The organism is Streptomyces sp. NPDC046308 (assembly GCF_055588065.1).
The window spans coordinates 230453-251383 of record NZ_JBVJFB010000007.1 but is presented as its reverse complement, the minus strand read 5'-3'; the positions used below and the strand labels follow the sequence as shown (position 1 = coordinate 251383).

Annotated in this window: 20 protein-coding genes; 14 read left to right on the top strand and 6 right to left on the bottom strand. The window is 73.2% G+C overall.

Annotation, left to right across the window (positions count from 1 at the left end; genetic code table 11):
- Positions 1-124: 124 nt before the first annotated feature.
- From ACZ6JT_RS27145 to ACZ6JT_RS27135, 3 genes are all read left to right on the top strand, one after another.
- Complete coding sequence (locus ACZ6JT_RS27145; protein ID WP_469213642.1) at positions 125-1192, top strand: PP2C family protein-serine/threonine phosphatase; 1068 nt, start codon at positions 125-127, stop codon at positions 1190-1192.
- Positions 1193-1500: 308 nt separating this feature from the next.
- The gene (locus ACZ6JT_RS27140) at positions 1501-2841 is read left to right on the top strand and encodes a transcriptional regulator (RefSeq protein ID WP_469213640.1); all 1341 of its coding nucleotides are present in this window, start codon (positions 1501-1503) and stop codon (positions 2839-2841) included.
- 62 nt (positions 2842-2903) lie between these two features.
- On the top strand, positions 2904-3431 hold the full coding sequence (locus ACZ6JT_RS27135) for an NUDIX hydrolase (RefSeq protein ID WP_469213910.1): 528 nt from the start codon (positions 2904-2906) through the stop codon (positions 3429-3431).
- A gap of 15 nt (positions 3432-3446) precedes the next feature.
- Here the strand turns inward: ACZ6JT_RS27135 and ACZ6JT_RS27130 are convergent, their stop codons facing one another.
- A complete protein-coding gene (locus ACZ6JT_RS27130) occupies positions 3447-4319 on the bottom strand; it encodes a 3-hydroxybutyryl-CoA dehydrogenase (protein WP_469213638.1) in 873 nt (290 codons plus the stop codon).
- Positions 4320-4478: 159 nt separating this feature from the next.
- Here ACZ6JT_RS27130 and ACZ6JT_RS27125 point away from each other — a divergent pair, with 159 nt between their 5' ends.
- Positions 4479-5726: a glycoside hydrolase family 10-like protein gene (locus tag ACZ6JT_RS27125; RefSeq protein ID WP_469213636.1), complete on the top strand. Its 1248-nt coding sequence runs from the start codon at positions 4479-4481 to the stop codon at positions 5724-5726.
- A 1-nt stretch (position 5727) separates the two neighbouring features.
- Here ACZ6JT_RS27125 and ACZ6JT_RS27120 read toward each other — a convergent pair whose 3' ends face one another.
- Together ACZ6JT_RS27120 and ACZ6JT_RS27115 are read right to left on the bottom strand one after the other, a co-directional pair.
- Complete coding sequence (locus ACZ6JT_RS27120; protein ID WP_351298059.1) at positions 5728-5925, bottom strand: DUF1918 domain-containing protein; 198 nt, start codon at positions 5923-5925, stop codon at positions 5728-5730.
- 57 nt (positions 5926-5982) lie between these two features.
- Entirely contained in the window at positions 5983-6903 is a 921-nt protein-coding gene (locus tag ACZ6JT_RS27115; RefSeq protein ID WP_469213635.1) for a DMT family transporter, read from the bottom strand.
- Here ACZ6JT_RS27115 and ACZ6JT_RS27110 point away from each other — a divergent pair.
- The 8 genes from ACZ6JT_RS27110 to ACZ6JT_RS27075 all read left to right on the top strand — a co-directional run bounded on the left by ACZ6JT_RS27110 (position 6902) and on the right by ACZ6JT_RS27075 (position 15065).
- Complete coding sequence (locus ACZ6JT_RS27110; protein ID WP_469213634.1) at positions 6902-8329, top strand: aminotransferase-like domain-containing protein; 1428 nt, start codon at positions 6902-6904, stop codon at positions 8327-8329. The two genes, ACZ6JT_RS27115 and ACZ6JT_RS27110, sit on opposite strands and share 2 nt — an antisense overlap.
- A 71-nt stretch (positions 8330-8400) precedes the next feature.
- Positions 8401-8976, top strand: a complete 576-nt coding sequence (locus tag ACZ6JT_RS27105; RefSeq protein WP_469213633.1) for a histidine phosphatase family protein — start codon at positions 8401-8403, stop codon at positions 8974-8976.
- A 235-nt stretch (positions 8977-9211) separates the two neighbouring features.
- Entirely contained in the window at positions 9212-10240 is a 1029-nt protein-coding gene (argC, locus tag ACZ6JT_RS27100) for an N-acetyl-gamma-glutamyl-phosphate reductase (protein WP_469213631.1), read from the top strand.
- Entirely contained in the window at positions 10237-11418 is a 1182-nt protein-coding gene (gene argJ / locus ACZ6JT_RS27095) for a bifunctional glutamate N-acetyltransferase/amino-acid acetyltransferase ArgJ (RefSeq protein ID WP_469213630.1), read from the top strand. The genes argC and argJ overlap by 4 nt, the downstream gene beginning before the upstream one ends.
- A complete protein-coding gene (argB, locus tag ACZ6JT_RS27090) occupies positions 11415-12359 on the top strand; it encodes an acetylglutamate kinase (RefSeq protein WP_365477649.1) in 945 nt (314 codons plus the stop codon). Before argJ ends, argB begins: the two co-directional genes overlap by 4 nt.
- Entirely contained in the window at positions 12356-13561 is a 1206-nt protein-coding gene (locus ACZ6JT_RS27085) for an acetylornithine transaminase (RefSeq protein WP_469213628.1), read from the top strand. The genes argB and ACZ6JT_RS27085 overlap by 4 nt, the downstream gene beginning before the upstream one ends.
- Positions 13562-13568: 7 nt before the next feature.
- The gene (locus tag ACZ6JT_RS27080; protein WP_376619424.1) at positions 13569-14105 is read left to right on the top strand and encodes an arginine repressor; all 537 of its coding nucleotides are present in this window, start codon (positions 13569-13571) and stop codon (positions 14103-14105) included.
- A 60-nt stretch (positions 14106-14165) separates the two neighbouring features.
- A complete protein-coding gene (locus tag ACZ6JT_RS27075) occupies positions 14166-15065 on the top strand; it encodes a hypothetical protein (RefSeq protein ID WP_469213626.1) in 900 nt (299 codons plus the stop codon).
- On the opposite strand, the gene ACZ6JT_RS27070 is transcribed toward ACZ6JT_RS27075, so the two are convergent.
- The 3 genes from ACZ6JT_RS27070 to ACZ6JT_RS27060 are packed head-to-tail and all read right to left on the bottom strand — an operon-like array spanning position 15052 to position 17924.
- On the bottom strand, positions 15052-15738 hold the full coding sequence (locus ACZ6JT_RS27070) for a L,D-transpeptidase family protein (protein WP_469213908.1): 687 nt from the start codon (positions 15736-15738) through the stop codon (positions 15052-15054). The genes ACZ6JT_RS27075 and ACZ6JT_RS27070 overlap by 14 nt on opposite strands.
- Before the next feature lie 6 nt (positions 15739-15744).
- Positions 15745-16326 carry a pyridoxamine 5'-phosphate oxidase family protein gene (locus ACZ6JT_RS27065; RefSeq protein ID WP_469213624.1) on the bottom strand — a complete coding sequence of 194 codons (582 nt, stop codon included), beginning with the start codon at positions 16324-16326 and terminating at the stop codon, positions 15745-15747.
- 8 nt (positions 16327-16334) lie between these two features.
- Positions 16335-17924 carry a hypothetical protein gene (locus ACZ6JT_RS27060; RefSeq protein WP_469213622.1) on the bottom strand — a complete coding sequence of 530 codons (1590 nt, stop codon included), beginning with the start codon at positions 17922-17924 and terminating at the stop codon, positions 16335-16337.
- A 164-nt stretch (positions 17925-18088) separates the two neighbouring features.
- Here ACZ6JT_RS27060 and ACZ6JT_RS27055 point away from each other — a divergent pair, with 164 nt between their 5' ends.
- Both ACZ6JT_RS27055 and argH read left to right on the top strand, forming a co-directional pair.
- Positions 18089-19282 carry an argininosuccinate synthase gene (locus ACZ6JT_RS27055; protein ID WP_466830065.1) on the top strand — a complete coding sequence of 398 codons (1194 nt, stop codon included), beginning with the start codon at positions 18089-18091 and terminating at the stop codon, positions 19280-19282.
- Positions 19283-19388: 106 nt separating this feature from the next.
- Positions 19389-20816: an argininosuccinate lyase gene (argH, locus tag ACZ6JT_RS27050; RefSeq protein WP_469213620.1), complete on the top strand. Its 1428-nt coding sequence runs from the start codon at positions 19389-19391 to the stop codon at positions 20814-20816.
- Positions 20817-20931: the final 115 nt, after the last annotated feature.

The following is a 20931-nucleotide window of genomic DNA, read 5'->3' as shown; positions in this document are numbered from 1 at the left end:
GCCAGTTGAGGGCGTATCCGGACCACCGGATGCGCCCTCACTCGTTCGGGTGAGAAGCGCGGAGGCCCGTGTCCGGCGCACCGGTCGGTCGACACAATCGATCCGGCCGGAGGGGAGCCTACGGATGATCACGCGCGGGGAGATGCCCCAGCTGCGCCGGGTGTGCGTCGTGGCCTGGGGCGGCGTCGCGGTGTCCTGGGAGTTGGCCACCCCGGGCCGACTGGCGCCGAGCCTGGCCACGTGCGCGGCCTTCCTGCTGCTGGCCACCGGCTGCGCCCTGCACATCCGGCGCGGGCTGCTGGGCGAACTGCGCCGCTCGCAGGAGATCGCGGGCGCCGCGCAGCGCGCGCTGCTGCGGCCGATGCCGGGACGGATCGACGGCCTGACCTCGGCGGCGGCGCAGCTCTCGGCGAGCCGGGGCGCGGCGGTGGGCGGGGACCTGTACGAGGCGGTGCCGACGGCGCACGGCGTGCGGGTGGTCATCGGCGACGTACGGGGGCACGGGCTGCCGGCGCTGGGTGCGGCGGCGGCCGTGCTCGGGGCCTTCCGCGAGGCGGCGTACGACGAGGCGACGCTGGGCGGCGTCCTGCGGCGGATGGAGCGGGCGCTGGGCCGGCACGTGCGGGACCGGGCGCGGGCCGAGCACCCGTCGGCCTGTCAGGCCGAGCCGCAGTCTCCGGCGGCGGAGGAGTTCGTGACGGTGCTCCTGCTCCAGATCGCCGCGGACGGCACCCTGCTGGCCCTGAACTGCGGCCACCCCTGGCCGTACCGCATGCGCCCCGGGCCGGATTTTCCAGCCCGTCCGGCGTTTGAGGACCGGGTCCGGGCGGAGGCAGGTTTCGGGAAGGGGCGAGGCGGGGGAGGCCCCGCGCAGCGGCCCGTGGACGTCCAGCCGCTGGACGGCGAGACCCTGCCCCCGCTCGGGGTGGTGCCCCTGCCGGCGGGAGCCGAGCCGCACCCCGTGGGGGAACTACGGCCCGGGGAGACCCTGTTCCTGCACACCGACGGCGCCGACGAGGCCCGGGACGCCGCCGGCGCGTTCTTCCCCCTGCGGAGCGTCCTCGCAGAGGCCCCGGCGCCGCGGACGCCCGCGCGGCTGGTCGCGGGCGTGCACGCGGCCCTGCTCCGGCACACCGGCGGGCGACTCGCCGACGACGTCGCCCTGCTGGTGATCCGCAACGACCGGTCCTGACCGGCCCGGTGCCGGGGGGCCGGCTTCGCCGGGGCCCGGCGACCAACCGGGCGCCGGCGGAGCCGGACACGCCGCCCGCCTGCCGTGGAGTGTCGGGCAGACAGCAGGACGGGCGGCGCGGTGCGGGTCGTCGCACTGTACGAGGGGGAGCCGACGACCCGGGCTACCTCTTGGCGAGGCCCTTAAGTGAAGCGCCCACGGCGGCCCGTGCGGCAGAGTGCGCATCGCATTTATGCGCGTACTCGGTTCACACCCCGTGTGAACCGCGCACCCACTAGCCTGAGACCGACGAGCCCCGGGAGCGGCCCATGCAGCCCAATGTCCTGCTCGACGCCCTCCTCGCCGAGGCGGGCATGTCCCATGCCGGACTCGCCGCCTACGTGAACCAGGCGGGCCGTACCCGCGGACTCGCCCTGCGCTACGAACACACCGCCGTGGCCCGGTGGCTGAAGGGCCAGCGGCCCCGGGGCCAGGTCCCCGACCTGATCTGCGAGGTGCTCGGCGGCCGGCTGCGGCGTCCCGTCGGACTGGACGACATCGGGCTCGGGGCGGCCGACCGGCCCGTCTCCCTGCACGCCTCCCCGCTCAGCGGGTTCGTGGACCGGGCCGCCGCCCTGTGGCGGTCCGACGGGCAGGCCCGGCCCCAACTCCTCACCGCCGAGGCGGTCACCGGAACGCCCGCCGTGATCCCGGTCTGGGAATGGGAGAACCCGCCCGAGGACGTGGACGTCTCCCGCGAGGGCCCGAACCGGATCGGTCCCGAGCACATCGAGATCCTGAAGGCCGCCCGCGCGCACTACGAGCTGATGTACCGCAGGGCCGGCGGAGTGGCCACCCGGGACCGGATCGTCCGCTTCCTTGGCACGGAGACGGCGCCCATGCTGCGCGGCAGTTACCCCGACGCCCTCGGCCGCCAACTGCACCGGGCCACCGGCTCCCTGGTGGCGGTGGCGGGGATCTGCGCGTACGACTCCGACGCCCACGGGCTCGCCCAGCGCTACTTCCACCAGGCGCTGCGCCTGGCCAAGGCGAGCGGGGACCGCGGGCTCGGGGCGTACGTGATCGCGCTGATCGTCAACCAGTCCCTGCACCTGCGCGAGTACCGCCAGGCCGTCGCCTTCGCCGAGGCCGCGCTGCGCGCCGCCGGCCCGCACACCACCCCGGCGCTGGCCGCCGACCTGTACGCCATGCAGGCCAAGGCGTACGCCCAACTCGGCGACACCGGGGCCGCGCTGGCCTGCATCCGCAACGCCGAGGCGGCCGCCGAGCGGATCCGCCCGGGCACCGAACCCGACGAGACCGGTTACGTACAGCCCGGGCTCGTCAACGTCCAGGTCGCCGAGGCGCTGCTCAGTCTGGGGGATCTGGAAGCGGCCCGGGTCCAGGCGGCCGCCGCCGTCGGCACCCCGGCCCACGACCGCGGGCGGGTGCACCGGCTGGCGATGCTGTGCGAGATCCAGCTGCGCCAGGGCGAGGCGGACCGGGCCGCGGCGTCCGCGGCGGAAATGGCCGAGCGGGCCAAGGGGATGGAGTCGCTGCGGCTGCGCGACCGGCTGCGGGCGGTCCGCGAACAGCTCCTGACCAGCGGTTGTTCGGGCGCGGAGGAGACCGCACAGCTCATCGACGGGGCGCTGCGCGTTCCGCTGTGACGGGTCAGCTGCTGCCATGTTTGCCACCTACTCGAACGGAAGGTGGCACAGCCGTGCAGTGGATGAACCTGAGTGAGCAGACTGTGTACAAGAACCGCTGGTTCGACGTGAATCTCGCCGATGTGGAACTCCCCGACGGCCGGCACCTGGACCACTTCGTGATCCGGCTGCGTCCGGTCGCCGTGGCCACGGCCGTCAACGAGGCCAACGAGGTGCTGCTGCTCTGGCGGCACCGCTTCATCACCGACAGCTGGGGCTGGGAACTGCCCGCCGGGGTGGTCGAGGACGGCGAGGACGTCGCGGACGCCGCGGCGCGCGAGATGGAGGAGGAGTCGGGCTGGCGGCCCGGCCCGCTCCACCACCTGATGACCGTCGAGCCGTCCAACGGGCTGACCGACGCCCGCCACCACCTCTACTGGGCGGAGGGAGCCACCTACATCGGCCATCCCGAGGACGCGTTCGAGTCCTCGCGCCGGGAATGGGTCCCGCTCAAACTCGTGCCGGACATGATCGCGCGCGGGGAGATCCCGGCCGCCAACATGGCGGCCGGGCTGCTCCTGCTGCACCACCTGCGGCTCGGTCAGCCGTAGGGGGCAGGGCGGGGATCAGGCGTACGGGTAGAAGCCCGCGCCCGTCTTGCGGCCCAGACGGCCCGCGTCGACCATCCGCTGGAGCAGCGGGGGAGCGGCGTACAGGGGCTCCTTGTACTCGGCGTACATCGAGTCGGCGATCGAGGCGATGGTGTCCAGGCCGATCAGGTCGGACAGCTTGAGCGGTCCCATCGGGTGGGCGCAGCCCAGCTCCATGCCGTTGTCGATGTCCTCGCGGCTCGCGATGCCCGACTCGAACATCCGGATCGCGGACAGCAGGTACGGGACGAGGAGCGCGTTGACGACGAAGCCGGACCGGTCCTGGGCGCGGACCGCGTGCTTGCCGAGCACGTCCCGCACCAGGGCCTCGGCCCGCTTGACCGTCTCCTCGCCCGTGGTCAGCGCGGGGATCAGCTCGACGAGCTTCTGCACCGGGGCCGGGTTGAAGAAGTGGATGCCGATGACCTGGTCGGGCCGCGAGGTCGCGACGGCCAGCTTGACCAGCGGGATCGAGGAGGTGTTGGAGGCCAGGATCGCGTCCGGGCGGGTGATCACCTGATCGAGGACCTGGAAGATCTCCGTCTTGACCTGCTCGTTCTCGACGACCGCCTCGATGACGAGGTCACGGTCGGCGAACTCGCCGAGGTCGGTGGTGAAGGTGAGGCGGGCGAGGGCGGCGTCCCGCTCCTCCTCCGTGATCTTGCCGCGTTCGGCGGCCTTCGTCAGGGAGTTGTGAAGCCGGGTCCGGCCGATCTCCAGGGCTTCGCCGGTGGTCTCGGCGACCTTGACCTCAAGGCCACTGCGGGCGCACACCTCGGCGATACCCGCGCCCATCTGGCCACAGCCCACTACGCCGACCCGTGTGATGTCGGAAGGGAGGTCAGTCACTTCGTACCTTTCGCAGCTCTCCGTCGGCGGGTCCCCCGTACGATTCCGGCGCCCGCCACGCCCCCCGACGTTACTCCCGACCTTGCGCCGGGCGGCGGGCCGGGGCGGGCATGCTGGGCGGACATCGCGCAATGTCACTCAGTGAAACGGAGATGTCACATGACGTACATCGGCCGACGGGCACTGCTGGCCGGAGCCGTGGGGGTGATCGCGGCCGCCACGTCGGGACCGGCCGCCGCGGCGGCCCGGCGCACGTCCGGCAGGCTCTCCGCCCGCGCCGCCACCGCCGAGTTCCGGGGGATGTGGATCGCCTCCGTCTCCAACGTGGACTGGCCGTCCGAGAGCGGGCTCTCCGCCGAGCGGCAGCGCACGGAACTCCTGCGGCTCCTCGACACCGCGGTCAGGCGCCGGCTCAACGTGGTGGTCCTCCAGGTCCGGCCGGCGGCCGACGCGCTCTGGCCCTCGAAGCTGGAGCCCTGGTCGCAGTGGCTGACCGGTGAGCAGGGGGCCGATCCCGGCTGGGACCCGCTGGGCACGGCGGTCGCCGAGGCGCACGCCCGCGGGCTCGAGCTGCACGCCTGGTTCAACCCGTACCGCGTGGCCAACCACACCGACCTCGACCGGCTGGCCGCCGCCCACCCGGCCCGGCGCAACCCCGACTGGACCGTCGAGTACGGCGGCAAGCTCTACTACAACCCCGGCATGCCCGAGGTCCGGCGCTTCGTCCAGGACGCCATGTTCGACGCCATCACCCGCTACCCGGTGGACGCGGTGCACTGGGACGACTACTTCTACCCCTACCCGGCCGAGGGCGAGTACTTCGACGACGACGAGGCGTACGAGGAGCACGGGGGCGCCTTCGCGTCCCGCGCCGACTGGCGCCGTCACAACACCGACACGCTGGTCCGGGAGATGTCCGCGCGGCTGCGGGCGCTGCGTCCGGCGGTCCGGTTCGGCATCAGCCCCTTCGCGGTCTGGCGCAACTCCGACCGTGACCCGCTCGGCTCGCCGACGCGGGCGGGCCTCGGCACCTACGACGAGCTGTACGCGGACACCCGCAAGTGGGTCCGGGAGGGCTGGATCGACTACATCGTGCCGCAGGCGTACTGGCACATCGGCCACCCGACCGCCGACTACGCCGACGTCGTGCCCTGGTGGGCGCGGACCGTGGCGGGCACGGGCGTGGACCTCTACGTGGGAGAGGCGCTGTACCGCTGCGACGCGGACAGCTCCACCGCCGCCTGGCGCGATCCGGGGGAGCTGTCGAAGCACCTGAGGTTCGCCGCCGGGTATCCAGAAGTCCGCGGCCACGTCTACTTCTCGGCGAAGCAGGTGGCCGCGGACCCCAATGGAGCGATGGCCCGGGTGGTCGCCGACCACTACGGCTCGGCGGTGCCCCCGCGCTGATTCAGTGGTCGGGCTCTACGGGGTGACGGACCACGCAGTCGGGCCCGGGGGCCATGAGGGCCTCGTGGCCGTCCTGGAAGCGGACCCGGTACGGGGGGGTTCCGTTCTCGCCCAGCACCTGGGTGATCTCGCCCACCTTGTCGTGCTGTCCGACGATCCTGCCGTGCTGCACCAGCTGGTCGCCCTCGGTCGCGCGCATAACTGACCTCCTCGGTGGCGGTCCGATCCGGTGCTAGCAGTTTAGGTCGTACTGGGGCTATTTGACCCGTTGGGTGACCGCGATGCAGACGAGGACGGCGCAGGCGGCGGCCGGAGCGGCGGGGGTGAGCCGCTCGCCCAGCACCGCCACCGACCAGACCAGGGTCAGCAGCGGCTGGGCGAGCTGGAGCTGGCTCGCGCGCGGTGCGCCGATCTCGGCCATGCCCCGGTACCAGACGTACAGGCCCAGGAAGGTGGAGCCGGCCGCCGCCCAGACCAGCCCGACCAGTCCGTGCCCGCCGAGGTGCACCGGCTCGTACGCGAGGCCGAGCGCGGAGCCGGCCAGGCTGAGCGGCAGGCACAGGACCAGCGCCCAGCCGATCACCTGCCAGCCGGGCAGGGTCCGGGCGAGGCGACCGCCCTCGGTGTATCCGGCGGCGCACACCAGCAGGGCGCCGAACAGGTAGGCGTCGCCGGCCGAGAGGGCGCCGCCGCTCTGCGCGAGGGTGCTGTCACACGCAACGAATGCGATGACGACCGCGGCCCCGGCGACGGCCGCCGCCCAGAAGGCGCGCGAGGGCCGGGCGCCGGTACGCAGCGCGGACAGCGCGGCGGTGGTGAGCGGGAGCAGGCCGACCACGACGGCGGCGTGCGAGGTGGTGGAGGTCGTCAGCGCGAGGGCGGTGAGCAGCGGGAAGCCGACCACCACCCCGCCCGCGACCACGGCGAGGGCGGCCCAGTGCTCGCGGGCGGGCAGCGGGACCCGGCGGGCCAGCAGGAAGGCTCCGGCGATGACGGCGGCGAGGACGCTGCGCAGGGCGACGAGGGACCACGGCCCGAAGCTCTCCAGGCCCCACGCGGTGGCGGGGAAGGTCAGGGAGAAGGCGAGGACGCCGAGGGAGGCGAGGGCGGTACCGCGGCCCACCGGACTCTTGACCGCTATCGCCTTGGGGAGAGTAGCGCTATTCTGTGCTGTCATGTATGAGCGTAGCAGTGTGGCGGAACTGGCGGAATCTCTGCGGTCCGAGCTCGACCGCTACTCGGTGGGTGGAAAGCTCCCGTCGAGCCGGGCCCTGGTCGAGCGCTACCGGGTCAGCCCCGTCACCGTCTCCCGGGCCCTGGCGCTGCTCGCCGCCGAGGGCCTCGTCGTGACCCGCCCCGGCGCCGGCGTCTTCCGCGCCTCCCCGCGCACGGCGCCCGCCGCGCCCGGCGACACCTCCTGGCAGGAGGTCGCCCTCAGCGCGGAGGCTCCCGGCGAGATCGTGCCGCGCTCGGTCGACGCCTCCGGGGTGCTGGCCTGCCTGGCCGCACCGCCGCCCGGGGTGATCGGGCTCAACAGCGGCTACCTGCACGCCTCCATCCAGCCCGAGCGGGCCATGGCGGCCGCGCTCGCCCGGGCCGGGCGGCGCCCCGGTGCCTGGGACCGGCCGCCCATGGAGGGGCTGCCCGAGCTCCGCGACTGGTTCGCCCGCGAGATCGGCGGGGCCGTCGCGGCCGCCGACGTGCTGGTCACCGCGGGCGGGCAGAGCGCGCTGACCACCGCCCTGCGGGCGCTGGCCCCGCCGGGGGCGCCGATCCTGGTGGAATCACCGACCTATCCCGGGCTGCTCGCCATCGCCCGCGCCTCCGGGTGCCGGCCCGTACCCGTCCCGGTGGACGCCGAGGGGGTGCGGCCGGAGCTGCTGGCCGCCGCCTTCGAGGCGACCGGGGCGCGGGTGTTCGTATGCCAGCCGCTGTTCCAGAACCCGACCGGTGCTGTGCTGGCGCCCGATCGGCGGGCGGAGGTCCTGCGGATCGCGCACGCCGCCGGAGCCTTCGTGGTCGAGGACGACTACGCCCGCGCCCTGGGCCACGACGACGCCGGCCCGCTGCCCGCGACGCTGGCCGCCGAGGACCACGACGGGGTGGTCGTGCACGTCCGGTCCCTGACCAAGGCCACCTCGCCCAGCCTGCGGGTGGGCGCCCTGGCCGCCCGCGGCCCGGTCGTGGACCGGCTGCGCGCCATCCAGGTCGTCGACACCTTCTTCGTGTCCCGGCCGCTCCAGGAGGCAGCCCTGGAACTGGTCGGCGCGCCCGCCTGGCCGCGCCACCTGCGCACCGTCGCTGCCGAGCTGCGGCACCGGCGGGACGTGCTCGCGGGGGCCCTGCGCCGGGAGCTGCCCGGGCTGACGCTGGGCCACCTGCCCTCAGGCGGCTACCAGTTGTGGCTGCGGATGGCCGACGGAGCCGACGACGCGGCCTTCGCCGCGGCGGCCCTGCGCGCCGGGGTCGCGGTGGCCCCGGGCCGCCCGTACTTCTGCGCCGAACCGCCCGGCCCGTACGTCCGGCTGAGCTTCGCCGGGGTGTCGGGCCCGGGGGAGCTGGTGGAAGCCGTCCAGCGGCTGCGGGCGGGCCTGGGCGGCTAGCCACCCATGCCCGCCGAAGGGCTCCTTCCGGAAAGCTTGACCCCCGGCCGTTCGCGCCTCACCATCACCGCATGCATGTTCGGGTTTCGCTCGTTGCCGCAGCCCGTAGTTCCTCGCTGCTCGCCGAGCGTTTCGACGACGACCGCCCGCTGGACGGAGCCGGCTGGCGGTCGGTGGAGTCCGCCGCCCGGGACCTCGTGCCCCTGGGCGCGGCCGAGCTGCGCTACTGCTCGCCGACCCCGCGCAGCCGGGCCACCGCCGACGCCCTCGGGTACGCGCCGCTCGCGCAGCCCGCGCTGCGCGAGTGCGACATGGGCCGCTGGCGGGGGCTGACCCTGGCCGAGGTGACCGCCCGCGAACCCGACGCGGTGGACCTGTGGCTCAGCGATCCGCGGGCCGCCCCGCACGGAGGCGAGTCCCTGCTCGCCTTCATCTCCCGGATCGGCGGCTGGCTCGACACCCGGCCCGCCGACGACGGCGGCGCGATCGTGGCGGTGGCCGAGCCCTCGGTGGTCCGGGCGGCCCTGGTCTACGCGCTGCAGGCGCCCCCGCTGACCTACTGGAACGTGGATGTCCGGCCGCTGTCCACCCTGACCCTCACCGGCTGGTCGCGCCGCTGGTACCTCTCCCTCCAGGCACCCGCGTAGCCACGTTCGGGACCGGCCGGCGCCGTCTCGTCGACGGGACGCCCCCGCCCGCGGCCGGCGCGACGGGCTGACGCGACCGGCGAAATCGCCGTCGGAGCGGGACCTTTCCTGCTAGACATCTTCCGTAGGGCGCCCCCGGCCCCGGATCCTCCCGTACGTCCCTCCAGCCGAGATCCAAAACATTGCATAAACGTGCGGACGTACGTATAGTCATGCCATCGACGAGGAGGGTCCGATGGTGGTACGTGTAGCGGTGGCCGGAGCGAGCGGGTACGCGGGCGGAGAAGTCCTGCGCCTCCTGCTCTCGCACCCCGAGGTGGAGATCGGCGCGCTGACCGGCAACTCCAACGCCGGACAGCTCCTCGGCTCCCTCCAGCCCCACCTCGTGCCGCTCGCCGGGCGCACCCTGGAGGCGACCACCGCCGAGGTCCTCGCCGGCCACGACGTCGTCTTCCTCGCACTCCCGCACGGCCAGTCCGCCGCCGTCGCCGCCGAGCTCGGCGAGGACGTCCTCGTCGTCGACATGGGCGCCGACCACCGGCTCAAGGACTCCGCCGACTGGGATGCCTTCTACGGCGCCCCGCACGCCGGGACCTGGCCCTACGGCCTGCCCGAGCTGCCGGGCTGCCGCACCGCACTGGAGGGGACCAAGCGCATCGCCGTCCCCGGCTGCTTCCCCACCGCCGTCTCCCTCGCGCTCTTCCCCGCCTACCAGGCCCAGCTCGCCGAGCCGGAGGCCGTGATCGTCGCCGCCACCGGGACCTCCGGCGCCGGCAAGGCCCTCAAGCCGCACCTGCTCGGCGCCGAGGTGATGGGTTCGGTGACCCCGTACGGCGTGGGCGGCGGCCACCGGCACACGCCCGAGATGGTGCAGAACCTCAGCCCCATCGCCGGAGAGCGGGTCTCCGTCTCCTTCACGCCGACCCTCGTGCCCATGGCACGCGGCATCCTCGCCACCTGCTCGGCCAAGGCCCTCCCCGGCACCACCGCCGAATCGCTGCGCGCCGCCTACGAGAAGGCGTACGCCGACGAGCCGTTCGTCCACCTGCTGCCCGAGGGCCGGATGCCGTCCACCAAGTCCGTCCACGGTTCCAACGCCGTCCACGTCCAGGTCGCCTACGACGCGTCCGCCCAGCGGATCATCGCCGTCAGCGCCATCGACAACCTGACCAAGGGCACCGCCGGCGGCGCGGTGCAGAGCATGAACATCGCCCTGGGGCTCCACGAGAGCCTGGGTCTTTCGACGATCGGAGTCGCACCGTGAGCGTCACGGCAGCACAGGGATTCATGGCAGCGGGCATCGCCGCCGGGATCAAGGCCAACGGCAACCCGGACCTGGCCCTCGTGGTCAACAAGGGACCGCGACTGGCCGCCGCGGGCGTCTTCACCTCCAACCGCGTCAAGGCCGCCCCCGTGCACTGGACCGAGCAGGTCCTGCGCGGCGCCACCGTCAGCGCGGTCGTCCTCAACTCCGGCGGCGCCAACGCCTGCACCGGCCCCAAGGGCTTCCAGGACACCCACGCCACCGCCGAGAAGGTGGCCGCCGTCCTCGGCGAGGACTTCAACGCCGGGGAGGTCGCGGTCGCGTCCACCGGCCTGATCGGCGTCCTGCTCCCCATGGACAAGCTGCTCCCCGGCATCGAGACCGCGGCCGCCGCCCTGTCCGAGAACGGCGGCGAGGCCGCCGCCATCGCCATCAAGACCACCGACACCGTGCACAAGACGGCCACGGTCTCCTGGGGGTCCTCCCGCCCGGAGGGTGGGGGAGGCTGGACCGTCGGCGGCATGGCCAAGGGCGCAGGCATGCTCGCCCCGGGCCTCGCCACCATGCTGGTCGTCCTCACCACCGACGCCGACCTGGACAGCGCCACCCTCGACAAGGCGCTGCGCGCCGCCACCCGCACCACCTTCGACCGGGTCGACTCCGACGGCTGCATGTCCACCAACGACACGGTGCTGCTGCTCGCCTCCGGCGCCTCCGGCCGGGTACCGGCGTACGAGGAGTTCGCCGAGGCCGTGCGCACCGTCTGCGACGACCTGGCCCGCCAGCTGATCGGCGACGCCGAGGGCGCCAGCAAGGACATCCGCATCGAGGTGATCGGCGCGGCCAGCGAGGACGACGCGGTCGAGGTCGGCCGGTCCATCGCCCGCAACAACCTGCTCAAGTGCGCCATCCACGGCGAGGACCCCAACTGGGGCCGGGTGCTCTCCGCGATCGGCACCACCAAGGCCGCCTTCGACCCGGACCGCCTCAACGTCGCCATCAACGGCGTGTGGGTCTGCAAGAACGGCTCGGTCGGCGAGGACCGCGACCTGGTCTCGATGAAGGACCGCGAGGTCCGCATCACCGCCGACCTGTCCACCGGCGACGAGTCGGCCGTCATCTGGGCCAACGACCTGACCGCCGACTACGTCCACGAGAACAGCGCGTACTCCTCATGAGCGACGAGAAGGCCGGACAGCCCGGCACCGCCCGCAAGCACACCGCCCTGCCCAAGGCGCAGATCCTCATCGAGGCCCTGCCCTGGCTCACCCGCCACAACGGCAAGATCGTCGTCATCAAGTTCGGCGGCAACGCCATGATCGACGAGGACCTCAAGGCGGCCTTCGCCCAGGACGTGGTCTTCCTGCGCCAGGCCGGCCTCAAGCCGGTCGTCGTGCACGGCGGCGGCCCCCAGATCAACGCCCAGCTCGACAAGCAGGGCCTGGTCAGCGAGTTCAAGGCCGGCCTGCGCGTCACGACCCCGGAGGCCATGGACGTCGTACGGATGGTCCTGGCGGGCCAGGTCCAGCGCGAGCTGGTCGGACTGCTCAACCAGCACGGGCCACTCGCCGTCGGCATGACCGGCGAGGACGCCCACACCATCACGGCGACCAAGCACAGCCCGGAGATCGGCGGCGAGGTCATCGACATCGGGCGGGTCGGCGAGATCACCGCCATCGACACCGGCGCGATCGAGGCGCTGCTCTCGGACGGACGGATCCCGGTCATCTCCTCCATCGCCCGCAGCGCCGACGACCACCACGTCTACAACGTCAACGCCGACACGGCGGCCGCGGCCCTCGCCGCCTCACTGGGCGCCGAGACGCTGATGGTCCTCACCGACGTCGAGGGGCTGTACGCGGACTGGCCGCACAGCGACGAGGTCATCAGCCGGCTCACCGTCAGCGAGCTGGAGAAGCTGCTGCCGGAGCTGTCCAGCGGCATGGTGCCCAAGATGGAGGGGTGCCTGCACGCCGTGCGCAACGGCGTGAACACCGCACGCGTGCTCGACGGGCGGGTCCAGCACTCGATCCTGCTGGAGATCTTCACGGACTCGGGCATCGGCACGATGGTCGTGCCCGACCCACAGCCCGGACAACAGCCAGGGGGAGCGGAATGACGAAGGGCACCGGCAACCAGGAATACGGCGCGCGCTGGCAGGGGGCGCTGACCAACAACTACGGCACCCCCGCGATCGCGCTGGTGCGCGGCGAGGGCGCCCAGGTGTGGGACGCCGACGGCAAGCAGTACACCGACTTCGTCGGAGGCATCGCGGTCAACGCGCTCGGCCACGCCCACCCGGCGATCGTGGCGGCCGTGACCGAGCAGGTCTCCACCCTCGGCCACGTCTCCAACCTCTTCATCTCCGAGCCGGTCGTCGCGCTCGGCGAGCGGCTGCTCCAGCTCTTCGGCCGCCCCGGGAAGGTCTTCTTCTGCAACTCCGGGGCCGAGACGATCGAAGCCGCCTTCAAGATCGGCCGGCTGACCGGGCGGACCCACATGGTGGCCACCGACGGCGGCTTCCACGGCCGGACCATGGGCGCCCTCGCCCTCACCGGCCAGCCGAAGAAGCAGGAGCCCTTCCTGCCGCTGCCGGGCGACGTCACGCACGTCCCCTTCGGCGACGTCGAGGCCCTGCGGGCCGCCGTCACCGAGGAGACCGCCTTCGTCGTCATCGAGCCGATCCAGGGCGAGAACGGCGTGGTCGTGCCCCCGGCCGGGTACCTGACGGCCGCCCGCGAGATCACCCGCGCCACCGGCACCCTCCTCGTCCTCGACGAGGTCCAGACCGGCATCGGCCGGTGCGGCCAGTGGTTCGAGCACCAGGCCCACGAGGACGTCGAGCCCGACATCGTCACCCTCGCCAAGGGACTGGGCGGCGGTCTGCCCATCGGCGCGGTGGCGCTCTTCGGGGCCGCGGCCGACCTGTTCCAGCCCGGCCAGCACGGCACCACCTTCGGCGGGAACCCGGTCGCCTGCGCCGCCGGCCTCGCCGTGATCGACACCATCGCCTCCGAGGGGCTGCTCGACCAGGTCAAGGCCCGGAGCGAGCGGCTGCGCTCCGGGATCGAGTCCTCGGGGCACGCGCTGGTCTCCCACGTCAGAGGCGCGGGCCTGCTGCTGGGTATCGTGCTGACCGAGCCGCTCGCACCCCGGGTGCAGCAGGCGGCTCAGGACGCCGGCTTCCTGGTCAACGCGCCCGCCCCCGACGTCGTACGGCTCATGCCCCCGTACGTACTCACCGAGGCCGAGGCGGACGCGTTCCTCCGGGCCCTGCCCGGCATCCTTGACGCAGCAGGCGGGGACGGAACCGGAGAATGAGACGACGATGAGCCACGCGCAGGACAACGAGCAAGTCGGACAGGCCGTCCCGCAGACCCGCACCGCGCGCCACCGCCGGATCGTGGACATCCTCAACCGGCAGCCGGTCCGCTCGCAGAGCCAGCTGGCCAAGCTGCTCGCCGACGACGGGCTGAGCGTCACCCAGGCGACGCTCTCCCGCGACCTCGACGAGCTGGGCGCGGTGAAGATCCGCAACACCGGTGGCGAGCTGATCTACGCGGTACCCAGCGAGGGCGGCTTCCGCACCCCGCAGGCACCGCTCGGCGAGTCCGCGAAGGAGGAGCGCATGCGGCGCCTCTCCGGGGAGCTGCTGATCTCGGCGGAGGCCTCCGCGAACCTCGTGGTCCTGCGCACCCCGCCGGGTGCGGCGCAGTTCCTCGCCTCGGCGATCGACCAGGCCGAGCTCCGCGCGATCCTCGGCACGATCGCCGGCGACGACACCCTGATGCTGATCAGCCGCGACCCGGCGGGCGGCCAGGCCCTCGCCGACCACCTCCTGCGGCTGGCGCAGAAGGAGGGCTGAGCCGGACGGGCGCCGGAAATCCCGGTGCCGCGGCGGCGTTCACCGACATAGCCTCGAGGCGTGCTCCGATTCGTCCTCGCCATATCCGTGTCCCTCGTGACCGCCGCCGTGTACGGGCCCCTCGCCCTGCGGTGGCGGCGTCGGGTCCGGGTCCGCCGCGAGATCCTCCGGCTCGTCGCCGCCGTCCGCCTGGAGCCGTACCACGCGGCCGTGCTGCGGGGCGAGTCGACCGAGGCGGCCGGCGCCGAACTCGTCCTCGGCGGGTATCTCCGGATCGACGGGGAAGGCGCGGCGTTCCTGACCGAGGAGGGCCGCGACCCCGCCCGCACGCCCGCCCACCCGCTGCCCGCGGCCCTGTTGGAAGCGGTACGCCGCCACGATCCCGAGCCCGTCTCCCTCGGCTGGATCGACTGGTGCGACGAGGAGTACCGGCGGCGGAGCGGCGCGTACGGGGACGAACGGCGGGACCTGCTGCCCGATCTCCCGAAGATGCCGGACGGCGGGGGGAACCGACTACTGGCCTGCTGCGGCTGCATGGGCATCGTGCTGACGATGTTCTTCTGGGTCCTGGCGAGCGTACTGCTGGTGGCCGAGCGCCCGCACGGCATACGGGAATGGGCCTGCGCCGTGGTGGCCGGCCTCGGCCTGGTGGCGCTGCTCTGCGCCGAGAAGGCGCACCGGGAGGTCCGCGCCCGGACGGAGTGCGGCGACCCGCTGGGCGACCTGATCCGCACCGAGGCGCACCCGGCCTTCGAGGCGCTGGACGAAGGGCAACGGCTCCGGGTGCTGCGGAGCAGCGCCGACCACAGCAGGTGGCGCGGTGTCGACCAGGTCGTCGTGGAGGAGTCCGACGACGAGGACGACGAGTGGCTGGACGACAAGGTCTGGTGGGAGGACGCGTACGAGTACCGGGCCGCCGACGAGGACGAGCCCGGCACCCGCGGACCTAGTAGCGGGTGACGGCGAGCGGCCCGTCCTGCGTGCCGATAGCGATGTGCGGATGCCGGCGCGGGTTCGCCCAGCGCAGGATCGCCCGCATGGCCCGCTCGGGTACGGACACGCAGCCGGCCGTCGCGCCCTTGCCGTTGACGTGCAGGAAGATCCCGGCGCCCCGGCCGCGCACGGGCCGCTCGTAGTTGAAGGCGATGAGGAGCGCGTGCGCGTACTGCTTCTCGTACGTCACCAGGTGCTCGGCCTCGCCCGGCGCGCAGTCCGCGGGCAGCGGCTCCACCCAGCGGTTGTAGTGGGCGGACGCGTTGTCCTGGCACCACCAGGAGCCGTCCCGCACCCGCCGGTAGCGGACCTCCGTGCCGGCCGGCGCCCGCCGGATCCCGAAGGCGTACGGCAGTTCGTACAGGCCCGTCGGCGTGGTGCTGGTGCCCTGCGTCCGCGTCGCGCCCTCGGTGAGGCCGTTCGACCCGAAGCGGGCGGGCGCGCTCCCGGCTTCGTGCCACCCCCCGGACCACCGGTCCCACCAGGTCAGCCGACCGGTGGTGGATCCGGGCGCGGGGGCGACGGCGATGATCAGCTGACTGCCGCCGCCGGTCTCGGCGAGCCGGGACGGCAGGGGCGCCGGGGCCTGCGGGAGCAGGCTGCTGACGATCAGTGAGCCGGTGACGAGAGCGGTACGCAGCACATGTCAGACGGTACGGGGCGGAAGGGGCAGAGGCAGCGCAGGCAGGCCGTCGACGCTCGTCTCGATGAACTCCTTCTTCTCGCAGTACGCGGCGAACTCCTCGTCGGTCTTGCGGCCGAAGTACTCCGCGTGGAGGGTGCGCTCGCCCTGGTACTCCATGAGGGGGACGGCATACCCGCAGACATCGGCGATCCGGTGGGCGCGGACCAGGATGATCGCCCGCGCGGCGGGTCCGTCGGCCTCGCCGAACAGGCCGATCAGCTCGCCCCAGCGCGGGTCGTCGCGGAAGACCGCCTCGCCCTCGCCGTGGATGCGCACGATGTTCGGCGGGCCGCTGAACGCGCACCACATGAGGGTGATCCGGCCGTTCTCGCGGACGTGCGCGATGGTCTCGGCGCCACTGCCGCCGAAGTCCAGGTAGGCGAGCGTCTGTTCGTCGATGACCACCAGGGTGCCGGCGCGGCCCTTGGGGGACAGGTTGACGTGGCCGTCACCCGCCAGCGGCGCGGTCGCGGTGAAGAAGACCGGCTGCTCTTCGATGAACTTGCGCAGGCGGCCGTCTATGCGTTCGTGGAGTTTTCCCATGGTGATCATTATCCTTTCGCCGCGGTTCCCGTGCGGGGGAGCCCGAGCTGTGCGCGCATCCGCTCCAGGACGTAGTCGCTGAACACTCCGGTGCAGCGGTCCAGCAGGGCGCCGACCTCCGGATCACGGACCGGGAGGGCCGGCGGCCGGCCGGGGGACCACAGGCTCTGGAGGCGTTGCCGGGCGAGCACGCGCAGTCCCGCGTCCTCGTCCGTCAGCAGTTCCACGGAGGCCCGCAGTCCGGTCACTCCGCCCCCGGCGTGCAGGACGCGGTAGGCCGCCAGGCGGGTGTGGCGCGGCAGGCCGGGGGAGATGCGGGCCAGCAGCCAGTCGGCCGGCAGCTGTTCCGCCGAGGCGCGCAGGCTGAGGGAGGCCTCCCGGGCCACGCCGGGCGAGGGGTCGTCCAGCAGCGGCCGCAGCAGGCGGAGGTCGGTGACGTCCAGGTGGCGCAGCCCCGCGACGGCCGCAGCCCGGACCGCCCCGGAGGGGTGGTCGAGCAGGGCCCGCAGCAGCGGGGCGTCCGCGCGGCCGGCGCACTCGGCGAAGCCGGTCACGGCGTACCGGGTGATCCGGTCCGGGTCCTCGACCAGCGCGTGGAGGTACGCGTACGGATCGCCTCCGTCCTGGCGCAGCAGCCAGCGGGCGCAGGCCCGGACCGTTCCGGAGCGGTCGGTGAGGTGGTGCACGGCCTCGGCGGCGCGCCCGGCCCGGCGCAGGGCGGTGACCCCGGCGGCCCGGACCATCGGGAGGTGCCCGCCCAGCAGGGCGTCGACGGCCGCGTCCGCGTCGGCCCGGTCCGGCGCGTCGCCCGGAGCCCGGTCGCCCGGAGCCCGGTCGCCCGGAGCCCGGTCGCCCGGAGCCCGGTCGCCCGGAGCCTCGGCGGCCAGTGCCGCCAGGGCGGCGTCGGTCCACAGCGCGCTCGTCACCGCGTCCTGTTCGACGGCGGCCCGCCGGGCCAGTTCCCGTACGCCCAACGACCCGCGGTCGAGGGTGATCCGGGTGGCGAAGCGCCGGGTCGCCAGGTCCGGGCTCCACCGCAGCCACGCCAGTACGGTGTCGGGCTGCTCGCCGGTGCGGGTGTGCGCGGGCCGCTCGGCCCGCCACCAGGTCGCGGGCCGGGCCGGCCGCCACCACGGCGCGAGGACGGGGTCCTCGGCGCGCAGGGCGGCCTCGAACCGCTCCAGCGCCCAGGCGCCCTGCTCCCGCCGGCCCAGTCGCACGACCAGCGGGGTCAGGTCGGTCAGCGTCCGCGCGGGGTCGGCGGCCAGGGCCGCGCCGAGGATCCGGCGGGCGCGTTTGCGTACCGCCGGGACCCAGTCGGCGCACCGGATCGCGACGAGCGGGAGCGCCGGGTCGGGCCCGTCGAGCGCGGCCTCGCGGATCCGTCCGTCCCGGTGGCACAGCCGGGTCTCCGGGCGGTCGAAGGACGGCAGCGTGGTGCCGTGGGCGCGGGCCCGGCGGACCTCCTCGTCGAAGGCGGTCCAGGCCGCCGGCCGGTCGGGGAGGCGGACTCCGCCGATCCCGACGCGCCGGCCGGCGAGCAGTCCCGCCGCGGCGGCCCGCCCGTTCTGCGCGTCCTGTCGATCCCAGGCGCTCATGTTCCTCCCCTGTCCACGCGTACCCGGCGAGCCTAGGCGGTGGCCGGGTGGTCGCGCGCCCCATATTCGCCCTGGTCAGGGGCCCCGCCACTGGGTCGATTGACGAAACATACGGAGTAGTGCATAGTTATGCCTGTCGTTGAATGCACCGTAAGGAGAAACCCGTGACCGAGCGCGTCGTACTCGCCTACTCGGGCGGCCTGGACACCTCCGTCGCCATCGGCTGGATCGCCGAGGAGACGGGTGCCGAGGTCATCGCCGTCGCCGTGGACGTCGGCCAGGGCGGCGAGGACCTGGACGTCATCCGCAAGCGCGCGCTCGACTGCGGTGCGGTCGAGGCCGAGGTCGCCGACGCGTCGGACGAGTTCGCCAACGAGTACTGCCTCCCGGCGATCAAGGCGAACGCCCTCTACATGGACCGGTACCCGCTGGTCTCGGCGCTCTCCCGGCCGGCCATCGTCAAGCACCTGGTCGCCGCGGCCAAGAAGCACGGCGCCACGACCGTCGCCCACGGCTGCACCGGCAAGGGCAACGACCAGGTCCGCTTCGAGGCGGGCATCGTCGCCCTCGCCCCGGACCTCAAGTGCATCGCCCCGGTCCGTGACTACGCGATGACCCGGGACAAGGCGATCGCCTTCTGCGAGGAGAAGCAGCTCCCGATCGCGACCACTAAGAAGTCCCCGTACTCCATCGACCAGAACGTCTTCGGGCGCGCCGTCGAGACGGGCTTCCTGGAGGACATCTGGAACGCGCCGATCGAGGACATCTACGAGTACACCTCGAACCCGGCCCTGCCGCGCGAGGCCGACGAGGTCGTCATCTCCTTCAAGGAGGGCGTCCCGGTCGCCATCGACGGCAAGCCCGTCACCGTGCTCCAGGCGATCCAGCAGCTCAACGACCGCGCCGGCGCCCAGGGCATCGGCCGGATCGACATCGTCGAGGACCGTCTCGTCGGCATCAAGTCCCGCGAGGTGTACGAGGCCCCGGGTGCGATCGCGCTGATCACCGCCCACCAGGAGCTGGAGAACGTCACCGTCGAGCGCGAGCTGGCCCGCTACAAGCGGCAGGTCGAGCAGCGCTGGGGCGAGCTGGTCTACGACGGCCTGTGGTTCTCCCCGCTCAAGCGGGCGCTGGACGGTTTCATCAACGAGGCCAACCAGCACGTCACCGGTGACATCCGGATGACGCTGCACGGCGGCCGCGCCGTCGTCACCGGCCGGAAGTCGGACGAGTCGCTCTACGACTTCAACCTCGCGACCTACGACTCGGGCGACACCTTCGACCAGTCCAAGGCGCAGGGCTTCATCGAGATCTTCGGCCTCTCCTCGAAGATCGCGGCGCGGCGCGACCTCGCCTGACCGATCAGCAGTACGTGACCGCCTCCCCGTTTCCTCCGCGGCGGGGAGGCGGTTTCACATCCACGAGCATGCCGTACATGCCATGCAGTCTTGAGGAGCAGTAGCTGTGAGCAGCAACAACGGTGACGTCCGGCTCTGGGGCGGCCGGTTCGCCGACGGTCCCGCCGAGGCCCTCGCGAAGCTGTCCGCGTCGGTCCACTTCGACTGGCGCCTCGCCCCCTACGACATCGCCGGCTCGCGCGCCCACGCCCGCGTGCTGCACAAGGCGGGCCTGCTCACGGCCGAAGAGCTCGACCGCATGATCGCCGGGCTGGACCGGCTGGAGGCCGACGTGGCCGACGGCTCCTTCACCGGCACCATCGCCGACGAGGACGTGCACACCGCCCTGGAGCGGGGCCTGCTGGAGCGGCTCGGCGCCGACCTCGGCGGCAAGCTGCGCGCCGGGCGCTCCCGCAACGACCAGGTGGCCACCCTCTTCCGGATGTACCTGCGCGATCACGCCCGGATCATCGGCGGTCTGATCGCGGACCTCCAGGACGCGCTGGTCGGCCTCGCCGAGAGCCACGCGGACGTGGCCATGCCCGGCCGGACCCACCTCCAGCACGCCCAGCCGGTGCTCTTCGCCCACCACGTACTGGCCCACGTGCAGTCCCTGTCCCGGGACGCGGAGCGGCTGCGGCAGTGGGACACCCGGACCGCGGTCTCCCCGTACGGATCGGGGGCGCTGGCAGGCTCCTCGCTGGGCCTGGACCCGGAGGCGGTCGCCGCCGACCTGGGCTTCGAGCGGGGCTCGGTCGGCAACTCCATCGACGGCACGGCCTCGCGCGACTTCGTCGCCGAGTTCGCCTTCGTCACCGCGATGATCGGGATCAACCTGTCCCGGATCGCGGAGGAGATCATCATCTGGAACACGAAGGAGTTCTCCTTCGTGACCCTGCACGACGCCTTCTCCACCGGCTCGTCGATCATGCCGCAGAAGAAGAACCCGGACATCGCGGAGCTGGCGCGCGGCAAGTCGGGCCGCCTCATCGGCAACCTGACCGGTCTGCTCGCCACGCTCAAGGCGCTGCCGCTGGCGTACAACCGGGACCTCCAGGAGGACAAGGAGCCGGTCTTCGACTCCTGCGACACCCTCGAAGTCCTGCTGCCGGCCTTCACGGGCATGATGGCCACCCTCACGGTCAACCGGGAGCGGATGGAGGAGCTGGCCCCGGCGGGCTTCTCGCTCGCCACCGACATCGCGGAGTGGCTGGTCAAGCAGGGCGTGCCGTTCCGGGTGGCGCACGAGGTGGCCGGCGAGTGCGTCAAGGAGTGCGAGGCGCTCGGCATCGAGCTGGACGAGCTCACGGACGAGCAGTTCGCGAAGATCTCGGAGCACCTGACCCCCGAGGTCCGCACCGTCCTCAACGTCAAGGGCGCCCTCGCCTCACGCAACGGCCGCGGCGGTACCGCCCCCTCGGCGGTCGCGCTCCAGCTGACCGAGCTGAAGGCCGACCTGGTCATCCAGCACGCCTGGGCGGTCCACAAGCAGTAGCCGTCCCGCCCGGAGGGGGGGGGGGGGGGGGGAGGGGCCCCCCCCCCCCCCCCCCCGGAGGAGGGGGGAGGGGGGGGGGTGAGTGAAAAAAACCCCCCTCTTTCTCATCCACGCC